This is a genomic window from Flavobacterium daejeonense DSM 17708 (assembly GCF_000425425.1).
Taxonomy (GTDB): Bacteria; Bacteroidota; Bacteroidia; order Flavobacteriales; family Flavobacteriaceae; genus Flavobacterium; species Flavobacterium daejeonense.
Genome location: NZ_AUDK01000002.1, coordinates 321,725 through 337,106, shown reverse-complemented (window position 1 = coordinate 337,106; position 15,382 = coordinate 321,725). Strand labels below are relative to the sequence as shown.

16 protein-coding genes are annotated in these 15,382 nt (G+C 34.9%); 12 read left to right on the top strand and 4 right to left on the bottom strand.

The annotated features are described in order from the left end of the window. The first annotated feature begins 65 nt into the window (after window positions 1-65). From H599_RS0103310 to H599_RS0103300, 3 genes are all read left to right on the top strand, one after another. Entirely contained in the window at window positions 66-1,034 is a 969-nt protein-coding gene (locus H599_RS0103310) for an electron transfer flavoprotein subunit alpha/FixB family protein (protein ID WP_026712817.1), read from the top strand. A 146-nt stretch (window positions 1,035-1,180) separates the two neighbouring features. Further along, on the top strand, window positions 1,181-1,798 hold the full coding sequence (locus H599_RS0103305; RefSeq protein ID WP_026712816.1) for a bifunctional nuclease family protein: 618 nt from the start codon (window positions 1,181-1,183) through the stop codon (window positions 1,796-1,798). Between the two features lie 82 nt (window positions 1,799-1,880). Then, window positions 1,881-2,705 carry a thymidylate synthase gene (locus H599_RS0103300; protein ID WP_026712815.1) on the top strand — a complete coding sequence of 275 codons (825 nt, stop codon included), beginning with the start codon at window positions 1,881-1,883 and terminating at the stop codon, window positions 2,703-2,705. 24 nt (window positions 2,706-2,729) lie between these two features. On the opposite strand, the gene H599_RS0103295 is transcribed toward H599_RS0103300, so the two are convergent. Then, window positions 2,730-3,026: an isoamylase early set domain-containing protein gene (locus tag H599_RS0103295; protein ID WP_026712814.1), complete on the bottom strand. Its 297-nt coding sequence runs from the start codon at window positions 3,024-3,026 to the stop codon at window positions 2,730-2,732. A gap of 237 nt (window positions 3,027-3,263) precedes the next feature. Here H599_RS0103295 and H599_RS0103290 point away from each other — a divergent pair, with 237 nt between their 5' ends. Both H599_RS0103290 and H599_RS0103285 read left to right on the top strand, forming a co-directional pair. Further along, entirely contained in the window at window positions 3,264-3,599 is a 336-nt protein-coding gene (locus H599_RS0103290) for a 2TM domain-containing protein (protein WP_026712813.1), read from the top strand. Window positions 3,600-3,605: 6 nt separating this feature from the next. Beyond that, on the top strand, window positions 3,606-4,103 hold the full coding sequence (locus H599_RS0103285) for a dihydrofolate reductase (RefSeq protein ID WP_026712812.1): 498 nt from the start codon (window positions 3,606-3,608) through the stop codon (window positions 4,101-4,103). Window positions 4,104-4,151: 48 nt separating this feature from the next. Here H599_RS0103285 and H599_RS0103280 read toward each other — a convergent pair whose 3' ends face one another. Further along, the gene (locus H599_RS0103280; RefSeq protein WP_026712811.1) at window positions 4,152-4,487 is read right to left on the bottom strand and encodes a hypothetical protein; all 336 of its coding nucleotides are present in this window, start codon (window positions 4,485-4,487) and stop codon (window positions 4,152-4,154) included. Window positions 4,488-4,636: 149 nt separating this feature from the next. Here H599_RS0103280 and ubiE point away from each other — a divergent pair, with 149 nt between their 5' ends. Together ubiE and porT are read left to right on the top strand one after the other, a co-directional pair. Then, window positions 4,637-5,368 carry a bifunctional demethylmenaquinone methyltransferase/2-methoxy-6-polyprenyl-1,4-benzoquinol methylase UbiE gene (ubiE, locus tag H599_RS0103275; RefSeq protein ID WP_026712810.1) on the top strand — a complete coding sequence of 244 codons (732 nt, stop codon included), beginning with the start codon at window positions 4,637-4,639 and terminating at the stop codon, window positions 5,366-5,368. 15 nt (window positions 5,369-5,383) lie between these two features. Then, a complete protein-coding gene (porT, locus tag H599_RS0103270; protein ID WP_026712809.1) occupies window positions 5,384-6,085 on the top strand; it encodes a type IX secretion/gliding motility protein PorT/SprT in 702 nt (233 codons plus the stop codon). A gap of 3 nt (window positions 6,086-6,088) precedes the next feature. Here porT and H599_RS0103265 read toward each other — a convergent pair whose 3' ends face one another. Further along, window positions 6,089-6,820 carry a TrmH family RNA methyltransferase gene (locus H599_RS0103265; RefSeq protein ID WP_026712808.1) on the bottom strand — a complete coding sequence of 244 codons (732 nt, stop codon included), beginning with the start codon at window positions 6,818-6,820 and terminating at the stop codon, window positions 6,089-6,091. A 37-nt stretch (window positions 6,821-6,857) separates the two neighbouring features. On the opposite strand from H599_RS0103265, the gene tamL reads away from it, so the two are divergent. The 4 genes from tamL to H599_RS0103245 all read left to right on the top strand — a co-directional run bounded on the left by tamL (window position 6,858) and on the right by H599_RS0103245 (window position 12,161). Next, window positions 6,858-9,407 (top strand): translocation and assembly module lipoprotein TamL, encoded by a 2,550-nt coding sequence (gene tamL, locus H599_RS0103260; RefSeq protein ID WP_026712807.1) that lies wholly within the window; start codon window positions 6,858-6,860, stop codon window positions 9,405-9,407. Window positions 9,408-9,476: 69 nt separating this feature from the next. After that, window positions 9,477-10,544: a class II fructose-bisphosphate aldolase gene (gene fbaA / locus H599_RS0103255; RefSeq protein WP_026712806.1), complete on the top strand. Its 1,068-nt coding sequence runs from the start codon at window positions 9,477-9,479 to the stop codon at window positions 10,542-10,544. Window positions 10,545-10,626: 82 nt separating this feature from the next. Next, window positions 10,627-11,481, top strand: coding sequence for an acetyl-CoA carboxylase, carboxyltransferase subunit beta (accD, locus tag H599_RS0103250; RefSeq protein ID WP_026712805.1), 855 nt, complete (start codon window positions 10,627-10,629; stop codon window positions 11,479-11,481). An 80-nt stretch (window positions 11,482-11,561) separates the two neighbouring features. Further along, the gene (locus H599_RS0103245; RefSeq protein ID WP_026712804.1) at window positions 11,562-12,161 is read left to right on the top strand and encodes a hypothetical protein; all 600 of its coding nucleotides are present in this window, start codon (window positions 11,562-11,564) and stop codon (window positions 12,159-12,161) included. 238 nt (window positions 12,162-12,399) lie between these two features. Here H599_RS0103245 and H599_RS0103235 read toward each other — a convergent pair whose 3' ends face one another. Next, a complete protein-coding gene (locus H599_RS0103235; RefSeq protein WP_026712803.1) occupies window positions 12,400-13,650 on the bottom strand; it encodes an ABC transporter permease in 1,251 nt (416 codons plus the stop codon). A gap of 195 nt (window positions 13,651-13,845) precedes the next feature. Here H599_RS0103235 and purH point away from each other — a divergent pair, with 195 nt between their 5' ends. After that, window positions 13,846-15,372, top strand: a complete 1,527-nt coding sequence (gene purH, locus H599_RS0103230; RefSeq protein WP_026712802.1) for a bifunctional phosphoribosylaminoimidazolecarboxamide formyltransferase/IMP cyclohydrolase — start codon at window positions 13,846-13,848, stop codon at window positions 15,370-15,372. Window positions 15,373-15,382 lie beyond the last annotated feature (10 nt).

Sequence of the window (15,382 nt, the reverse complement as noted above, 5' to 3'; positions counted from 1 at the left end):
CAGTAATCAGTTTTTCATTGCGACAAAAGACCGAATAAACAAATAACCGAATAAACATAAAGAATATGTCTATATTAATATATGCCGAATCAGCCGAAGGAAAATTTAAAAAAGTAGCTTTTGAAATTGCTTCTTACGCAAAAAAAGTAGCTGATTCTTTGGATACAACTGTAACCGCCTTAACTATAAACAATGACAATGTTGCTGATTTAGCAAAATACGGAATTGACAAAGTTTTAAAAGTAAACAATGACAAACTTGTCTCTTTCAATGCTAAAGCTTATGCCGATGTAATCAAACAGGCAGCGCAACAGGAAAACACCAAATTAGTAATCCTTTCTTCCAGCACCGACAGTATTTATCTTTCTTCTCTGGTTGCTGTAAATTTAGAAGCCGGTTTAGCTTCTAACGTTGTGGGATTACCTCTAAGCACTACGCCGTTTCAGGTAAAAAGAAATGCTTTTTCTAACAAAGCTTTCAACATTACCGAAATCAACACCGATGTAAAAGTAATTGGACTTGCCAAAAACTCTTATGGTCTTTTTGAAAACGCTTCAACATTAACCGAAGAAGCTTTCAACCCAAATCTTGATGACAATGATTTCGAAATCAAAGTAGAATCTGTTGAAAAAACATCCGGAAAAGTTTCCATTGCCGATGCTGACATTGTGGTTTCAGGAGGACGTGGATTAAAAGGACCTGAAAACTGGGGATTAATCGAAGATTTAGCCGCTGTTCTTGGAGCTGCTACTGCCTGTTCTAAACCCGTTTCTGATTTAGGATGGAGACCTCACGGAGAGCACGTAGGACAAACAGGAAAACCGGTTGCAACCAATTTATACATTGCTATTGGAATTTCGGGAGCTATCCAGCACATCGCCGGAATCAATGCTTCTAAAGTAAAAGTAGTTATCAACACTGATCCGGAAGCACCTTTCTTTAAAGTTGCCGATTACGGAATTGTAGGCGATGCTTTTGATGTAGTTCCAAGACTAATTGAAAAACTAAAAGCATTTAAAGCGCAAAACGCATAAAAGCATTTTCGAATTGAAAATTCTGCCTAATAAAATAAGATAATCGTATCTTTGTTTATTGGCAGATTTTTTAGTTAATATTGCAACCCAAATCAGTTTAAATTAAAGTCCAATAATAAAAAAAGATACTTTTCATTTCAACAATTATGAGCTTAGTAAAATTATCCATAAAAGGAATTTCATACAGCCAAACACAAAATGGAGCCTACGCTTTGATTTTGAATGAAGTAGATGGCGAACGAAAACTTCCTATCGTAATAGGTGCTTTCGAAGCTCAGTCTATTGCTATTGCTTTAGAAAAAGAAATAAAACCACCACGTCCGTTAACTCACGATTTATTTAAAAATTTTGCCGAACGATTCGACATCGTGGTCAAACAGGTTATTATCCACAAATTAGTTGACGGTGTTTTTTACTCAAGTATTATTTGTGAAAGAGATAAAATTGAAGAAATAATAGACGCCAGAACCTCTGACGCCATTGCTTTAGCATTACGTTTTAATGCGCCAATTTTTACCTATAAAAACATTCTTGATAAAGCCGGTATTTACCTAAAAACTAATCCTTCCGAGTCTGAAAAAGAAGAACCGGTAGACGATGTTATTTCTAATCCCGAATCTTTTTCAACCGAAGCCGAAAGCGGCAGAGCCTATATCAAATACAGCCTTCAGGAATTAAACGATTTATTAATTCAGGCTGTGGAGCAGGAAGATTACGAAAAAGCCGCAAAAATAAGAGACGAAATTTCAAAAAGAGAATCATAAAATAATGTTTAATCGTGGATTTGTTTATTCGTTTAATCGATTAAAAACTCCACAATTAAGCAATTAAACGATTAAACACGTTATGAAGCAATACCTAGATTTAGTAAAACATGTAATGGAAAACGGCTGCCAAAAAGGCGACCGTACCGGAACAGGAACTAAAAGTGTTTTTGGTTACCAAATGCGTTTTGATTTAAGCGAAGGATTTCCAATGGTTACCACCAAAAAATTACATTTAAAATCTATTATTTACGAATTGCTTTGGTTTTTGAAAGGCGAAACCAACATTGGTTACCTCAAAGAACACAACGTAAAAATATGGGATGCCTGGGCTGATAAAAATGGCGACTTAGGCCCGGTTTACGGACACCAATGGCGCAATTGGAACAGTGAAGAAATTGACCAAATCTCTGATTTAATCAAGGAATTAAAAACCAATCCAAACAGCCGCAGAATGCTGGTTTCGGCTTGGAATCCTTCGGTATTACCGGATACTACAAAATCATTCGAAGAAAATGTAGCCAATAACAAAGCCGCTTTACCACCTTGCCACGCTTTCTTCCAATTTTATGTTGCCGATAGCAAACTTTCCTGTCAGCTCTACCAAAGAAGTGCCGACATCTTTTTAGGTGTTCCGTTCAATATTGCATCTTATGCACTATTAACCATGATGATTGCTCAGGTGTGCGACTTAGAACCGGGAGAATTTATTCACACTTTTGGTGATGCACACATCTACAACAATCATTTTGAGCAATTGGAACTGCAATTATCACGCGAACCAAGACCATTACCGAAAATGATTTTAAATCCGGAGATAAAAAACATCTTCGATTTTGACTATAACGATTTTACACTCGTAGGCTACGAACCACACGAGACTATCAAAGGGAATGTTGCCGTATAAAACAAATAAAAAAAGCGTTTTAGATTAAATCTCTAAAACGCTGTTTTCTGCTCCTGCAAATTCGTTCCATTTATAAGAATCCGCTTCGCTTTCGTTGATATATTCTCCGTCAACCAGATATTTAAATTCGTAGGCAGCATCTTTATTTAAATCAAAAACACCTTTAAAAGTACCATTTTTTAATTTATTTAAAGCTCCTTCTTCCGGATTCCAGTTATTAAAATCTCCAACTACTGAAGCCTGAGCGGCTTCTTTAGCTTCAATAGAAAATGTTACTTTACAAACCGGTTTTGATTTTACAAACTGTTTTTTTATTGACATAACTGTTTCATTTTTAGTTTTATGAAACAAAGTAAGTCATTTTATTCGAACTAAGAACATCCGAAAGACACTTTTAGCAAAAACTTAATAAAACGTTAAAATTAAAGCAATTCAACAAATTAACTTTCGTATTTTTTGCAATAAATAAAAACCTAGTGCAGCCTTATTATTATTTTTTTAAGCATAAATAAGGATTTCAAAATTAAATTTTATCTTTATAAACAAAAAAACCAACCTATGAAATCCGAACAACATGAATTATACGAGTATGCCAGAAGACGTATAAAACAAAAAAAAAGGGTTTATTTTCATTTTGTTTTATTGTTTTTAGCCGGTATATTTTTATTTATTGCTACTAAAGTTTTTAATTTCAACCAAGATGCTCACTGGCACATTTGGCTCATAACAGCCTGGCTTTTTTTATTTATTTTACATTTTATTAAAGTTTTCATCACCGATCGTTTTATGGACAAAAATTGGGAAAGAGAACAAATCGACCGCTTAGTTGCACTACAGGAAAAGAAAATAGCCGAATTAAGCAACCAAATCAACGAAGAACCTCCTACTAAATAAACACGAATGATTACAATGATTGCTGCTGCTGCCGAAAACAGAGCACTGGGAAAAGACAACCAATTAGTTTGGCACCTGCCAAATGATTTTAAAAGATTTAAAAACTTAACCACCCGTCATCATATAATTATGGGAAGGAAAACCTTTGAAAGCTTCCCAAAACCATTACCTAACCGCACTCACATTATTATTACCCGACAAACAAACTATCAGGCTGAAGGTTGTATAGTTGTTAGCAGCATTGAAGAAGCCATTGAAAAATGTCCAAAAAACGAGGATGCTTTTATTATTGGCGGAGGTGAAATTTACAATTTAGCAATGCCTTTTGCCGATAAAATAGAACTAACCGTAGTTCATCACAATTTTGAAGCCGATGCATTTTTTCCGGAAATAAAGACAGAAGACTGGGAACTCATCAACAGTGATTTTCAGGCAAAAGATGACAAACACCTTTATGATTACACCTTTGAAACTTATATAAAGAAACAAAAAACACCTCAATAAAAGAGGTGTTTTTTTTTGACTCATTACAATACTTTTAGAACTGCTGTTCTATTCCTGAAAGATAATTTGACACATCAATACCAAATTCACAAATAATAAACTCATTCCCGAAACGAGAATAATAATATTTGCAATTTTTCGAGAAAACATCTCGAAATAGCCTTTTATACCAAATACCACAAAGATGCAAAAGGCAATGAAAATTAAAATTTCCAAAAACAAATTTAATCCTAAGAACGTGTTTTGCGCCTGAACCCTAACACCACTTTTAACCAAAGCGGCACCGTCAAAATACCCCACAAGAACAAATGAGATTGCCAACGCAAAAAACAACCATTTGAGCTGAACAAGTAGTTCTTTATTATGTATTGCAAAGAAATTCATTTGGTAAATTTAGGCACAAATAATCTGTCATACAATACCCACTTTTAGTGATATTTCAAAAAACCAAAAATTGCTATTTCAGTCAAATTGAAATTCAATTTAAAGACCAACTTAAAAGGCATTGTACTATATTTGTCAAAATTTAAAAAATGGCAAAAAATATCACTCCTTATAAAGATTCCACTTTAGGCAAAAAAGAACAGGTTGCAAAAATGTTTGACACGATTTCCGGAAATTACGACAATTTAAACCGTGTAATTTCTTTTGGAATTGATGTTAAATGGAGAAAGAAAGTTCTCAAAATAGTTGCCAACACCCAACCGGAAACTATTTTAGATATCGCAACCGGAACCGGCGACCTTGCTATTTTAATGGCAAACAGCAGCGCAAAAAAAATCACCGGTTTAGATATTTCTTCAGGAATGCTGGAAGTTGGAGTAAAAAAAATTGCTCAAAAAAACTTATCCGACCGAATTGAAATGATTTTAGGAGACTCGGAAAAAATTCCTTTTGACGACAATCATTTTGATGCTATAACTGTTGCCTTTGGTGTTCGAAATTTTGAAAATCTGGAAAAAGGTTTAGCGGAAATATTGCGCGTTCTAAAACCAAACGGCACATTTGTAATCTTAGAAACTTCAGTTCCTGAAAAAACACCTTACAAGCAAGGCTACTACTTTTACAGTAAAAACATCCTTCCAATCATTGGAAAATTATTCTCAAAAGACAATGTTGCCTACGGGTATCTTTCAGAATCGGCAGCAGCATTTCCTTACGGTGAAGCCTTAAACAATATTTTAAGAAAAATTGGGTTTATAGAAGTGAAAGCATTACCACAAACATTTGGTGTTGCTACGATATATACAGCTTCCAAAAAATAACCTAAGTTACTTAAAATGAAAAAAATAGTTGTCTTTCTTCTACTCCTACTTTGTTTTAGCGTTCATTCGCAATCTACCGGTATGTTTAGCAAAGACCCTATTATCAATTTAGAGAACTTTCAAAAACAACGCCTGTATTTTGGCTACTACTTAGGATTTAGCTCTTTTGATTTTAAAATAGACTACAAAACCGCAGGGCCTGATATTCAAACACAAAAATCCACCGGTTTTAATGTGGGTGTAGTGGCCGATTTAAAATTGCAGGAATACATCAACCTTCGTTTTGAACCCGGATTGTATTACACCAAAAGAACACTGCATTATCCTAATTTCACCAACGAAAATGACGCCTTGAGAGAAGTAAGCAGTACTTATATTCATTTTCCGCTGTTGTTAAAATTTTCTGCGCTGCGAACAGGAAACATCCGTCCTTACATTGTGGGCGGATTATCGACAACTTTAAATTTATCCGGAAATTCTAAATCTATAGACGACAATCAGCAGCAAAAATTCAGAGTAAAGCCCTGGAGCAATAATTATGAATTAGGTTTTGGTATTGATTTTTTCTCCGAATATTTTATTTTCTCACCTTCTATTCGAGGTTGTTTTAGTTTAAAAGACGAGCTTATTCGGGACAACGATCCTAACAGTCCCTGGACAGGAAACATCGAATCGATGAAAAGCAGAGCTATTTTCATCAACTTTACTTTCCACTAAAAACTAAGCTAATTTTCGTTTAAATTCACTCAGAATAATAGCCGTTGCAGTGGCTACATTTAAACTTTCAGTTTTTTGTAAATCTCCAAATCGGGGAATTGAAATTCTTTTTTGAACCAAATTCTCAATGGATGCAGAAATACCATTAGCTTCATTTCCCATAACCACAACTCCCTCCTGAGGCAAGTTGTTTTTATAGATATTTTCGCCATCCATAAAAGTGCCAAAAACCGGCAGTTTAGTTTGAGACAGATAATCTTCTAAATCCGCATAAGCAATAGTAACTCTGCTTATAGAACCCATCGTTGCCTGAACCACTTTTGGATTATAAACATCCACCGTTTCTTTCGAACAAACCAGCTGTTTCACTCCAAACCAATCGCACAAACGCAATATAGTTCCTAAATTTCCGGGATCACGAATATCATCCAGAGCGATAACCAAACCGGAATCGATAATATTTTTTTCTTCGGGAATTTTAAACACCGCCAGACAACTATTGGCTGTTGCCAAAGCACTGATTTTTTTTAAATCATTTTCGTGGATTAATGATTTTTTATGGGATGAAACTTCCTCAAAATCGTCCTGAGTCGTGTACAAATGTTCTAATTCAAAATTAGACTGCAAAAGTTCCTGAATCACCTTGACACCTTCTGCAAAAAACAATTGATGCTGGTTTCTATACTTTTTTTGCTGTAAACTAGTTATAAGTTTTATTTGGTTTTTACTAACCATAAAAATATGTACTTTTGAATTAAATTTTTTAGACCTCTTGAGAAAAGTTTCGACAAAAATATCACTATTTATTCTAATAGGAATAATAATATCCGCCTGTAACGCCGAAAAAAGAGTTCCGGACGGAAAACAACTCCTTGCCGGCAACCAAATTATTGTAAATGGCAAAAAAATCAATGATGAAGACGTTCACAATCAATTGTACCAAAAACCAAACGGCACCTTTTTAGGTTATCGCTTGCGATTAAATTTATACAATTTAGCCAATTTAAATCCCGACTCTACTTATCAGGCAAAATTTACCAATCATCCCGGGAAATACGAACGCAAAGCCAAATGGCTTTCGGCAAAACAGGTGGATCGCCTTGGAAAATCATTTTGGTATCACGGCATTCACGATTTCCTGAAAAAAACAGGAGAAGCGCCGGTAATTATTGATTCTGTCAAAACACAAAAATCGATTTCCCGATTACAATATTATTATTTCAACAATGGTTTTTTTGATGTAAAAGTCAACTCTCAGCACGACACAATCCGTCCCAAAAGAGGAAAAATAAAATACGAAATCACCACAAACGAGCCCTATACTCTGGATTCTATAAAAGCCACCATTAGTTCGGCTGCCTTAGATTCTTTGTACCAAAAAGCTAAAGAAGACGCGCTTATTCAATCAGGAAACCAATACAAAACGGTTGATTTCTCGGATGAAAAAAATCGCCTTTCGGCCTATTTCAGAAATCACGGCGCTTATTATTTCCAACCGACTTCGATTGTTTTTGATATTGACACCATTGGTAAAAAACACAAAGCCGATGTCAATGTTAACATTGGTAATTATAGTTATCAGGACAAAGATTCAACAAAAACAGAACCTTTTAAACTATACAAAATCAGCAAAGTTGATATTTATACCGATTATGCGCCGAATACCAGCAAACAAAATATCACCGACAGTGTTTCCTATCAAAATTTCAACCTCTACAGTCGCGAGAAATTAAAATACAAACCGCATGCAATAACGGATGCTATTTTTATTACAAAAGGAACTTCCTTTGCCGATTACAAAACCGTTTTAACGTCGCGTTATTTAACCAATCTTAAAATATTTAATCCACCAAGTATTCAATATGAAGTAGACAAAAAAGATACGCTGAACAATTCACTTATCGCAAAAATTTATCTGACACCAAGAAAAAAATACAGTTTTCAGGCTTCATTTGACCTTACACACTCTAACATTCAGGATATAGGAATTTCGTTTAGTCCGTCGCTTACCATCCGAAATATTTTTAACGGAGCGGAAACTTTGGAAATTTCGACCAGAGCCAATCTTGGATCTTCAAAAGATTTGGCTAATCCAAACAATCAGTTTTTTAATGTTTCGGAATACGGACTAAATTTCAAACTGAATTTTCCCAGAATATTTCTGCCTTTTTCTACCGAAAAAATCATCCCGAAAAGCATGATTCCTTCGACCCAAATCAGCGTGGGTTATGCTACTCAAAAAAATATCGGATTGGACAAAGAAAACTTCACCGGAATTTTCTCTTACAACTGGAATCCCAAAAGAAACAACACGGCTCGTTTTGACCTTTTTAACATCCAATTTGTCCGCAACTTAAATTCACAAAATTACTTTAACGTTTACGGCTCTTCCTATAATGCACTCAACGAAATTGGGCAATTATACAACACTAATCCGGATTATATTAACAACAACAACAATTTGATTATTGAATCCGGAACTTCAGGATTTACCAAAGACGTTTTAAACAGAACCATAAACGTACCGCAAAGCAGTTATGATGATGTAAAAAGTATCGAAGAAAGACGAGTGCGTCTAACCGAAAACGATTTTATTTTAGCGACTAATTTTACTTTTAGCAAAACCACCAAAACCGATTTAGCCGATAATAATTTTTATTTGTTCAAAACCAAAATCGAATCGGCGGGTTCTTTATTATCGCTTATTTCTAATTTGAGTAATCAAAAATTAAATTCTAACGGACATCATGAATTCTTTAATTTAGAATATTCCGAATACATTAAAACCGAATTTGATTTTATCAAGCACTGGGATTTAAGCAAGGAAAAAATTCTGGCGGTACGCAGTTTTTTTGGAATTGCCATTCCGTTTGGCAACTCTGATTACATTCCTTTTTCCCGAAGTTATTTCTCAGGAGGCTCCAATGATAATCGTGCCTGGCAGCCTTATAGCCTGGGACCTGGGCGCACCGGAGCGACAAACGATTTTAACGAAGCCAATATGAAAATTGCTCTTAGCGCCGAATTTAGATTTAAAATTCTGGGCGATTTAAAAGGAGCTTTTTTCGCCGATGCCGGTAATATTTGGAATGTATTTGACAATGTCACCGACGAAAAAGCAACTTTTAAAAATTTTTCCAGTTTAAAAGATATTGCTTTGGGTTCGGGATTTGGTCTTAGATACGATTTAAATTTCTTTGTAGTCCGCTTTGATTTTGGTTTTAAAACCTATAATCCGGCCGAAGAAACTGGCAAAAAATGGTTTAGAGATTACAATTTCGGACACTCCGTTTTAAATTTTGGAATAAATTATCCGTTCTAATCCTAATAAATTCTTATTTTTGCGGTCTTAATCTAAAAACAAAAAATCTAACTAAAAACAAAAAACAAAATGGGACACAACATTAAGCCTGGTGTAGCAACTGGAGACCAAGTACAGGAAATATTTAATTATGCTAAAGAAAAAGGCTTTGCACTTCCTGCCGTAAACGTTACAGGTTCTGACACTATCAATGGTGTACTTGAAACAGCTGCAAAATTAAATGCGCCTGTTATCATCCAATTTTCAAACGGAGGAGCGCAGTTTAATGCAGGAAAAGGACTTTCAAATGCAGGTGAAAAAGCAGCTATCGCCGGAGCTATTGCCGGAGCAAAAAGCATCCACACTTTAGCAGAAGCTTACGGTGCTACTGTAATTTTACATACTGACCACTGTGCAAAAAAATTATTACCTTGGATTGACGGTTTATTGGATGCTTCTGAAGCACATTTTGCTGCTACCGGAAAATCTTTGTTCAGTTCTCATATGATTGACTTATCTGAAGAGCCAATCGAAGAAAACATCGAAATTTGCAAAACTTACCTTGAAAGAATGAGCAAAATCGGGATGACATTAGAAATCGAACTTGGGATCACCGGAGGTGAAGAAGACGGAGTAGACAACTCTGATGTTGACAGCTCAAAATTATACACACAACCGGAAGAAGTAGCTTATGCTTACGAAGAACTTTCTAAAGTAAGCCCAAGATTCACAATCGCTGCTGCTTTTGGAAACGTTCACGGAGTTTACAAGCCTGGAAACGTTAAATTAACTCCAAAAATCTTAAAAAACTCTCAGGATTTCGTTCAACAAAAATTCAACACAGGACACAATCCTGTTGATTTTGTATTCCACGGAGGTTCTGGTTCTACATTAGAAGAAATCAGAGAAGGAATTAGCTACGGAGTAATCAAAATGAACATTGATACCGATTTACAATTTGCTTTCACAGAAGGAATTCGTGACTTCATGGTAAACAACATTGATTACTTAAAAACACAAATTGGTAACCCAACTGGCCCTGATGCTCCAAACAAAAAGTATTATGACCCAAGAAAATGGTTACGTGAAGGTGAAGTAACTTTCAACGCAAGATTGGAACAAGCTTTTGCTGACCTGAACAACGTAAATACACTATAATTTTAGATTGCTGATTTTAGATTTTAGATTTTTCGAAATCTAAAATCTAAAATCTAAAGTCTAAAATCTAAAATCTAAAAAAATGGCCTGGTTTAAAAGACAAGAAAAAGGAATCACAACTCCTACCGAACAAAAAATGGATGTTCCAAAAGGACTTTGGTACAAATCTCCAACCGGAAAAATTATTGATGCAGAAGAATTGGAACGCAACCTGTTTGTGAGTCCGGAAGATGGTTTCCACGTGAGAATAGGTAGTGCAACTTATTTTGAAATCTTATTCGATAACAATGAGTTTACCGAATTAGACCCCAACCTGACTTCTAAAGACAGCTTGCATTTTGTGGACACTAAGAAATATTCGGACCGTTTGAAAGATGTAATGGAAAAAACCAAACTGAAAGATGCGGTACGTACAGCTGTTGGAAAATCCAAAGGAAAAGATTTAGTAATCTGCTGTATGGATTTTGCCTTCATCGGAGGTTCTATGGGAGCGGTTGTAGGTGAAAAAATTGCCAGAGGAATTGATTACGCCATCAAAAACAAATTACCATTTGTGATGATTTCAAAATCAGGAGGTGCCCGTATGATGGAAGCTGCTTATTCTTTGATGCAATTGGCTAAAACTTCGGTTAAATTAGCTCAACTTTCTGAAGCTAAATTACCTTACATTTCTTTGTGTACCGATCCAACAACAGGAGGAACAACGGCTTCTTACGCTATGCTGGGAGATATCAACATTGCTGAGCCTGGTGCCTTAATTGGTTTTGCCGGCCCACGTGTGGTAAAAGACACTACAGGTAAAGATTTACCGGAAGGTTTCCAAACTGCCGAATTCCTTTTAGAGCACGGTTTCTTAGACTTTATTACCGCCAGAAAAGAATTAAAAGACAAAATTAACTTGTACTTAGATTTGATTCAGAATAACGAAATTAGATAGTTTTTAACTCCTAATACACAAAATCCCGTTTGCAATGCAAGCGGGATTTTTTTTATAGCTTTATTTCAAATCTTTCAATTATGAAAAGAATAATTATTGGTTTTATAATTTGTTTGCTTTTTGCAAATTGTAATAAAAAAGAAAAGAGAATTACCCATCTAAGAGATTCTTACATCATTTCTTATGAAGACAAAAAAATAAAAAATTATTACGATTCTATTGAAAGAAAAAACAAGATAAAAATCCCTCCTCCACCTCGCAAAGTATTTTATTCAGACAACCAACTTATCATAGACAATCAAAACAATTTATTTTTTTATCAAAAAGAATATATTCAAATTCTTTGTGATTTTGGTTTTATAGATGACTCAATCCCTGAATTCCTTGGAATCAAGCCAAAAGATATTGTTAAGATTCCTCAAAATAGTTTAAATGATTTTTTATCTGAAAACACCCTAACAAAAGACAGACAAATTTTAATTATTGCATCACAAAATGACACCATAAAAAACAAATCTTTCTTACACTTTTTAGATCACAACAAAATCCCAACATATCTCATCAGAAGAACAACTCAAGAAGAAGATACCGTTCTCCACTACAAAAAGACCAAGAAATATTATTATTCAGATGAAATTAAATGGGATACCACCAGAATTAAACTTCCAACTAAAAACTAAATATCATATCGTTCCTACGGAACTCTTGGATTCCATTTTTCATTTTCAACGGAATGAATTCCGTTGCTACAAAATATTTCATTCCTACGGAATTATCTTCAATACGAACCCAATGCGCTGGCGCAAGCATCTTGCTTGTGCACGCAAAGAATTTCAAAACTAGATGGAATTTCTTCGTGTGATTGCTTCGTTCCGATAGCTATCGGAACTCGCAATGACTCAGAACACTGAACGAAAACTACATTCCTGTTCTAATCGCTTCCACAGGATCTAATTTGGAGGCTGAAATTGCCGGTACAATACCGGAAATCAAACCGATGATTCCTGCCAGTCCGGCGCCTAAAAGAATATTATCCAATCCCAATACAAACTGAAAATCTAAAGCTTTGGTCAGGCCAACAGCAATCCCCCAAACCATCAGTAAACCAACCACTCCGCCAATTACAGATAGAATAATCGCTTCAAACAAAAACTGAAATAAAATAAATCGGTTTTTAGCACCTAATGATTTTTGAATTCCTATTAAATGGGTGCGTTCTTTTACCGAAACAAACATGATATTGGCAATTCCGAAACCGCCTACCAATAACGAAAATCCGCTTATCACCCAGCCTCCTAATTTCATACTTCCGATGATTCCATCGATAAAATCAGTAAATCCGGAAAAAACATTGATAAAGAAATTGTCAATTTCTCCGGCTTTAATTCCGCGAAAGGCTCGCAGTTTTTGAGAAATCTCCGCTTTATAAGCTTCCATATCTACGCCATCTTCGGGTTTAAAAATAATCACATTGGTTAACGAATCATTATTATCTCCAAATTTCTGCCGAACAAAATTCACCGGAATAAACACCGCCGAATCATTACTATCTCCAAAAAGCCCAGCTCCTTTTTTCTTCAAAACTCCAATAACCGTAAAACGCTGCCCGTAAAGTCGAACATCTTTCCCTAGCGGATCCAAATCATCAAAAAGATTAGTCGCAATATCATTTCCCAACACAATTACTTTAGCACCGGAATTCGATTCCGATTCATTATAAAAACGTCCTTTTTCAAATTCCAATCCCTGAATATCGATAAATTCATGTGAAACCGGAACAATATTCACATCACTTACCACCTTCGAATCGTACTTAATATTCTCGGTTTTGGTAAAAATCTGATAGCCCAATTCGGCAGTATGCGTCATTGCACCTTTTAAATACACATACTCGTCATATTTCACATTTGGAAATTGTTCTCTTTTCCATTTTGGAATATCCGAAGGACCAAAAGAAAATTTCATCAAATAAATGGTATTCTTATCCAAACCACTCAAATCACCGGCTATTTTCCGATCCAAGGAATCCACAGCAGCCAAAACCGCAATGATTGAAAAGATTCCAATGGTTACACCAAGTAAAGAAAGCAAGGTGCGTAATTTATTATTTCGCAAGGCATTAAGCGCAAAAGCAAAACTCTCTTTGAGTAATCGAAGATATAACAACATAAAAAATTGATTTTTAATAAGGTAAAATTCTGTAAATAATATTCAATTTCCTAATAAAAAATTCTTTTAACACAATAAAACACAGCGTTTTCAACAAGTTTTAATAAAAATAAATTAATTAAAAATTATCTCATTTTTTGATAGCCAATTTTAACATTAAAAAACTATTTTTGCATTTTATAATTTAAACTATTCATGAGCACATCAAAAACAATTCAATCTGCATTAATTTCGGTTTTTTCGAAAGAGGGTCTTGAGCCTATTGTTAAATTATTACACAGTCAAAATGTTACTCTTTATTCTACAGGAGGAACTGAGGAATTTATCAAAAATCTAGGCATACCTGTTGTTGCTGTTGAAGACATAACTGCATTTCCTGAAATTTTAGGCGGAAGAGTAAAAACATTACACCCAAAAATTTTTGGAGGAATTTTGAACCGTCAGGACAATGAGAGTGATGTGCAACAAATGACGGAATTCAACATTCCGCAGATTGACTTAGTTATTGTAGATTTATATCCATTTGAAAAAACAGTAGCTTCCGGAGCCAGCGAACAGGATATTATTGAAAAAATTGACATCGGTGGAATTTCATTAATCCGTGCCGCTGCTAAAAACTTTAAAGACACTGTAATTGTGCCTTCTATGAACGAATATGCTTTGTTCTTAGACATGATTACGAAACAAAACGGAGCAACTTCCTTAGAAGACCGAAAATTATTAGCTACCAAAGCATTCCACGTATCTTCTCACTATGACGGAGCTATTTTTGGTTATTTCAATACTGACGAAACGATTTACAAAGCAAGTATTGCCAACGGACAAGTATTGCGTTACGGAGAAAATCCACACCAAAAAGGATTTTTCTTTGGAGATTTTGACGCAATGTTCAAAAAATTACACGGAAAAGAATTATCATACAACAACTTATTAGATGTAGATGCTGCGGTGAATTTGATTAACGAATTCAAAAATGACGGTCCTACATTTGCAATCTTAAAACACAACAACGCATGCGGATTAGCTTCGAGAAATACTATTGCAGAAGCCTACTTAGCAGCATTAGCCTGTGATCCGACATCTGCTTTTGGAGGTGTTTTAATTTCAAATACTAAAATTGACGTTGCTACAGCAACCGAAATCAATAAACTATTCTGTGAAGTGGTAATTGCTCCTTCTTATGATGACGAAGCTATTACAATTTTACAAGAAAAGAAAAACAGAATTATTTTAGTGCAAAACGATGTTGAATTACCTCAAAAACAAGTTCGTACCTGCCTTAACGGATTGTTAATTCAGGAAAGAAACAACATCACAGACAATAAAAAAGATTTAACTACCGTTACCATAACAAGTCCAACAGAGCAAGAAATTGAAGATTTGATTTTTGCTTCTAAAATTTGTAAAAACACTAAATCAAACACAATTGTTTTTGCTAAAAACGGAACTTTAATTTCCTCAGGTACAGGTCAGACTTCAAGAGTAGATGCTTTACAACAGGCTGTTGAAAAAGCAAAACATTTTGGATTTGATTTAAAAGGCGCTTCCATGGCAAGTGATGCTTTTTTTCCTTTCCCTGATTGTGTTGCCTTAGCAAAAGAAGCCGGAATTACAGCTGTAATCCAACCTGGCGGATCTATTAAAGACCAATTAAGCATTGACTATTGCAACGAAAATAATTTGGCAATGGTATTTACAGGGACCCGTCATTTCAAACATTAATTTGTTTAAC

Excerpts from the sequence above, each read along its gene's own strand:
- H599_RS0103310 (WP_026712817.1), top strand. The coding sequence starts at position 66 with ATGTCTATATTAATATATGCCGAATCAGCCGAAGGAAAATTTAAAAAA.
- H599_RS0103305 (WP_026712816.1), top strand. The coding sequence starts at position 1,181 with ATGAGCTTAGTAAAATTATCCATAAAAGGAATTTCATACAGCCAAACA.
- H599_RS0103300 (WP_026712815.1), top strand. The coding sequence starts at position 1,881 with ATGAAGCAATACCTAGATTTAGTAAAACATGTAATGGAAAACGGCTGC.
- H599_RS0103295 (WP_026712814.1), bottom strand. The coding sequence starts at position 3,026 with ATGTCAATAAAAAAACAGTTTGTAAAATCAAAACCGGTTTGTAAAGTA.
- H599_RS0103290 (WP_026712813.1), top strand. The coding sequence starts at position 3,264 with ATGAAATCCGAACAACATGAATTATACGAGTATGCCAGAAGACGTATA.
- H599_RS0103285 (WP_026712812.1), top strand. The coding sequence starts at position 3,606 with ATGATTACAATGATTGCTGCTGCTGCCGAAAACAGAGCACTGGGAAAA.
- H599_RS0103280 (WP_026712811.1), bottom strand. The coding sequence starts at position 4,487 with ATGAATTTCTTTGCAATACATAATAAAGAACTACTTGTTCAGCTCAAA.
- ubiE (WP_026712810.1), top strand. The coding sequence starts at position 4,637 with ATGGCAAAAAATATCACTCCTTATAAAGATTCCACTTTAGGCAAAAAA.
- porT (WP_026712809.1), top strand. The coding sequence starts at position 5,384 with ATGAAAAAAATAGTTGTCTTTCTTCTACTCCTACTTTGTTTTAGCGTT.
- H599_RS0103265 (WP_026712808.1), bottom strand. The coding sequence starts at position 6,820 with ATGGTTAGTAAAAACCAAATAAAACTTATAACTAGTTTACAGCAAAAA.
- fbaA (WP_026712806.1), top strand. The coding sequence starts at position 9,477 with ATGGGACACAACATTAAGCCTGGTGTAGCAACTGGAGACCAAGTACAG.
- accD (WP_026712805.1), top strand. The coding sequence starts at position 10,627 with ATGGCCTGGTTTAAAAGACAAGAAAAAGGAATCACAACTCCTACCGAA.
- H599_RS0103245 (WP_026712804.1), top strand. The coding sequence starts at position 11,562 with ATGAAAAGAATAATTATTGGTTTTATAATTTGTTTGCTTTTTGCAAAT.
- H599_RS0103235 (WP_026712803.1), bottom strand. The coding sequence starts at position 13,650 with ATGTTGTTATATCTTCGATTACTCAAAGAGAGTTTTGCTTTTGCGCTT.
- purH (WP_026712802.1), top strand. The coding sequence starts at position 13,846 with ATGAGCACATCAAAAACAATTCAATCTGCATTAATTTCGGTTTTTTCG.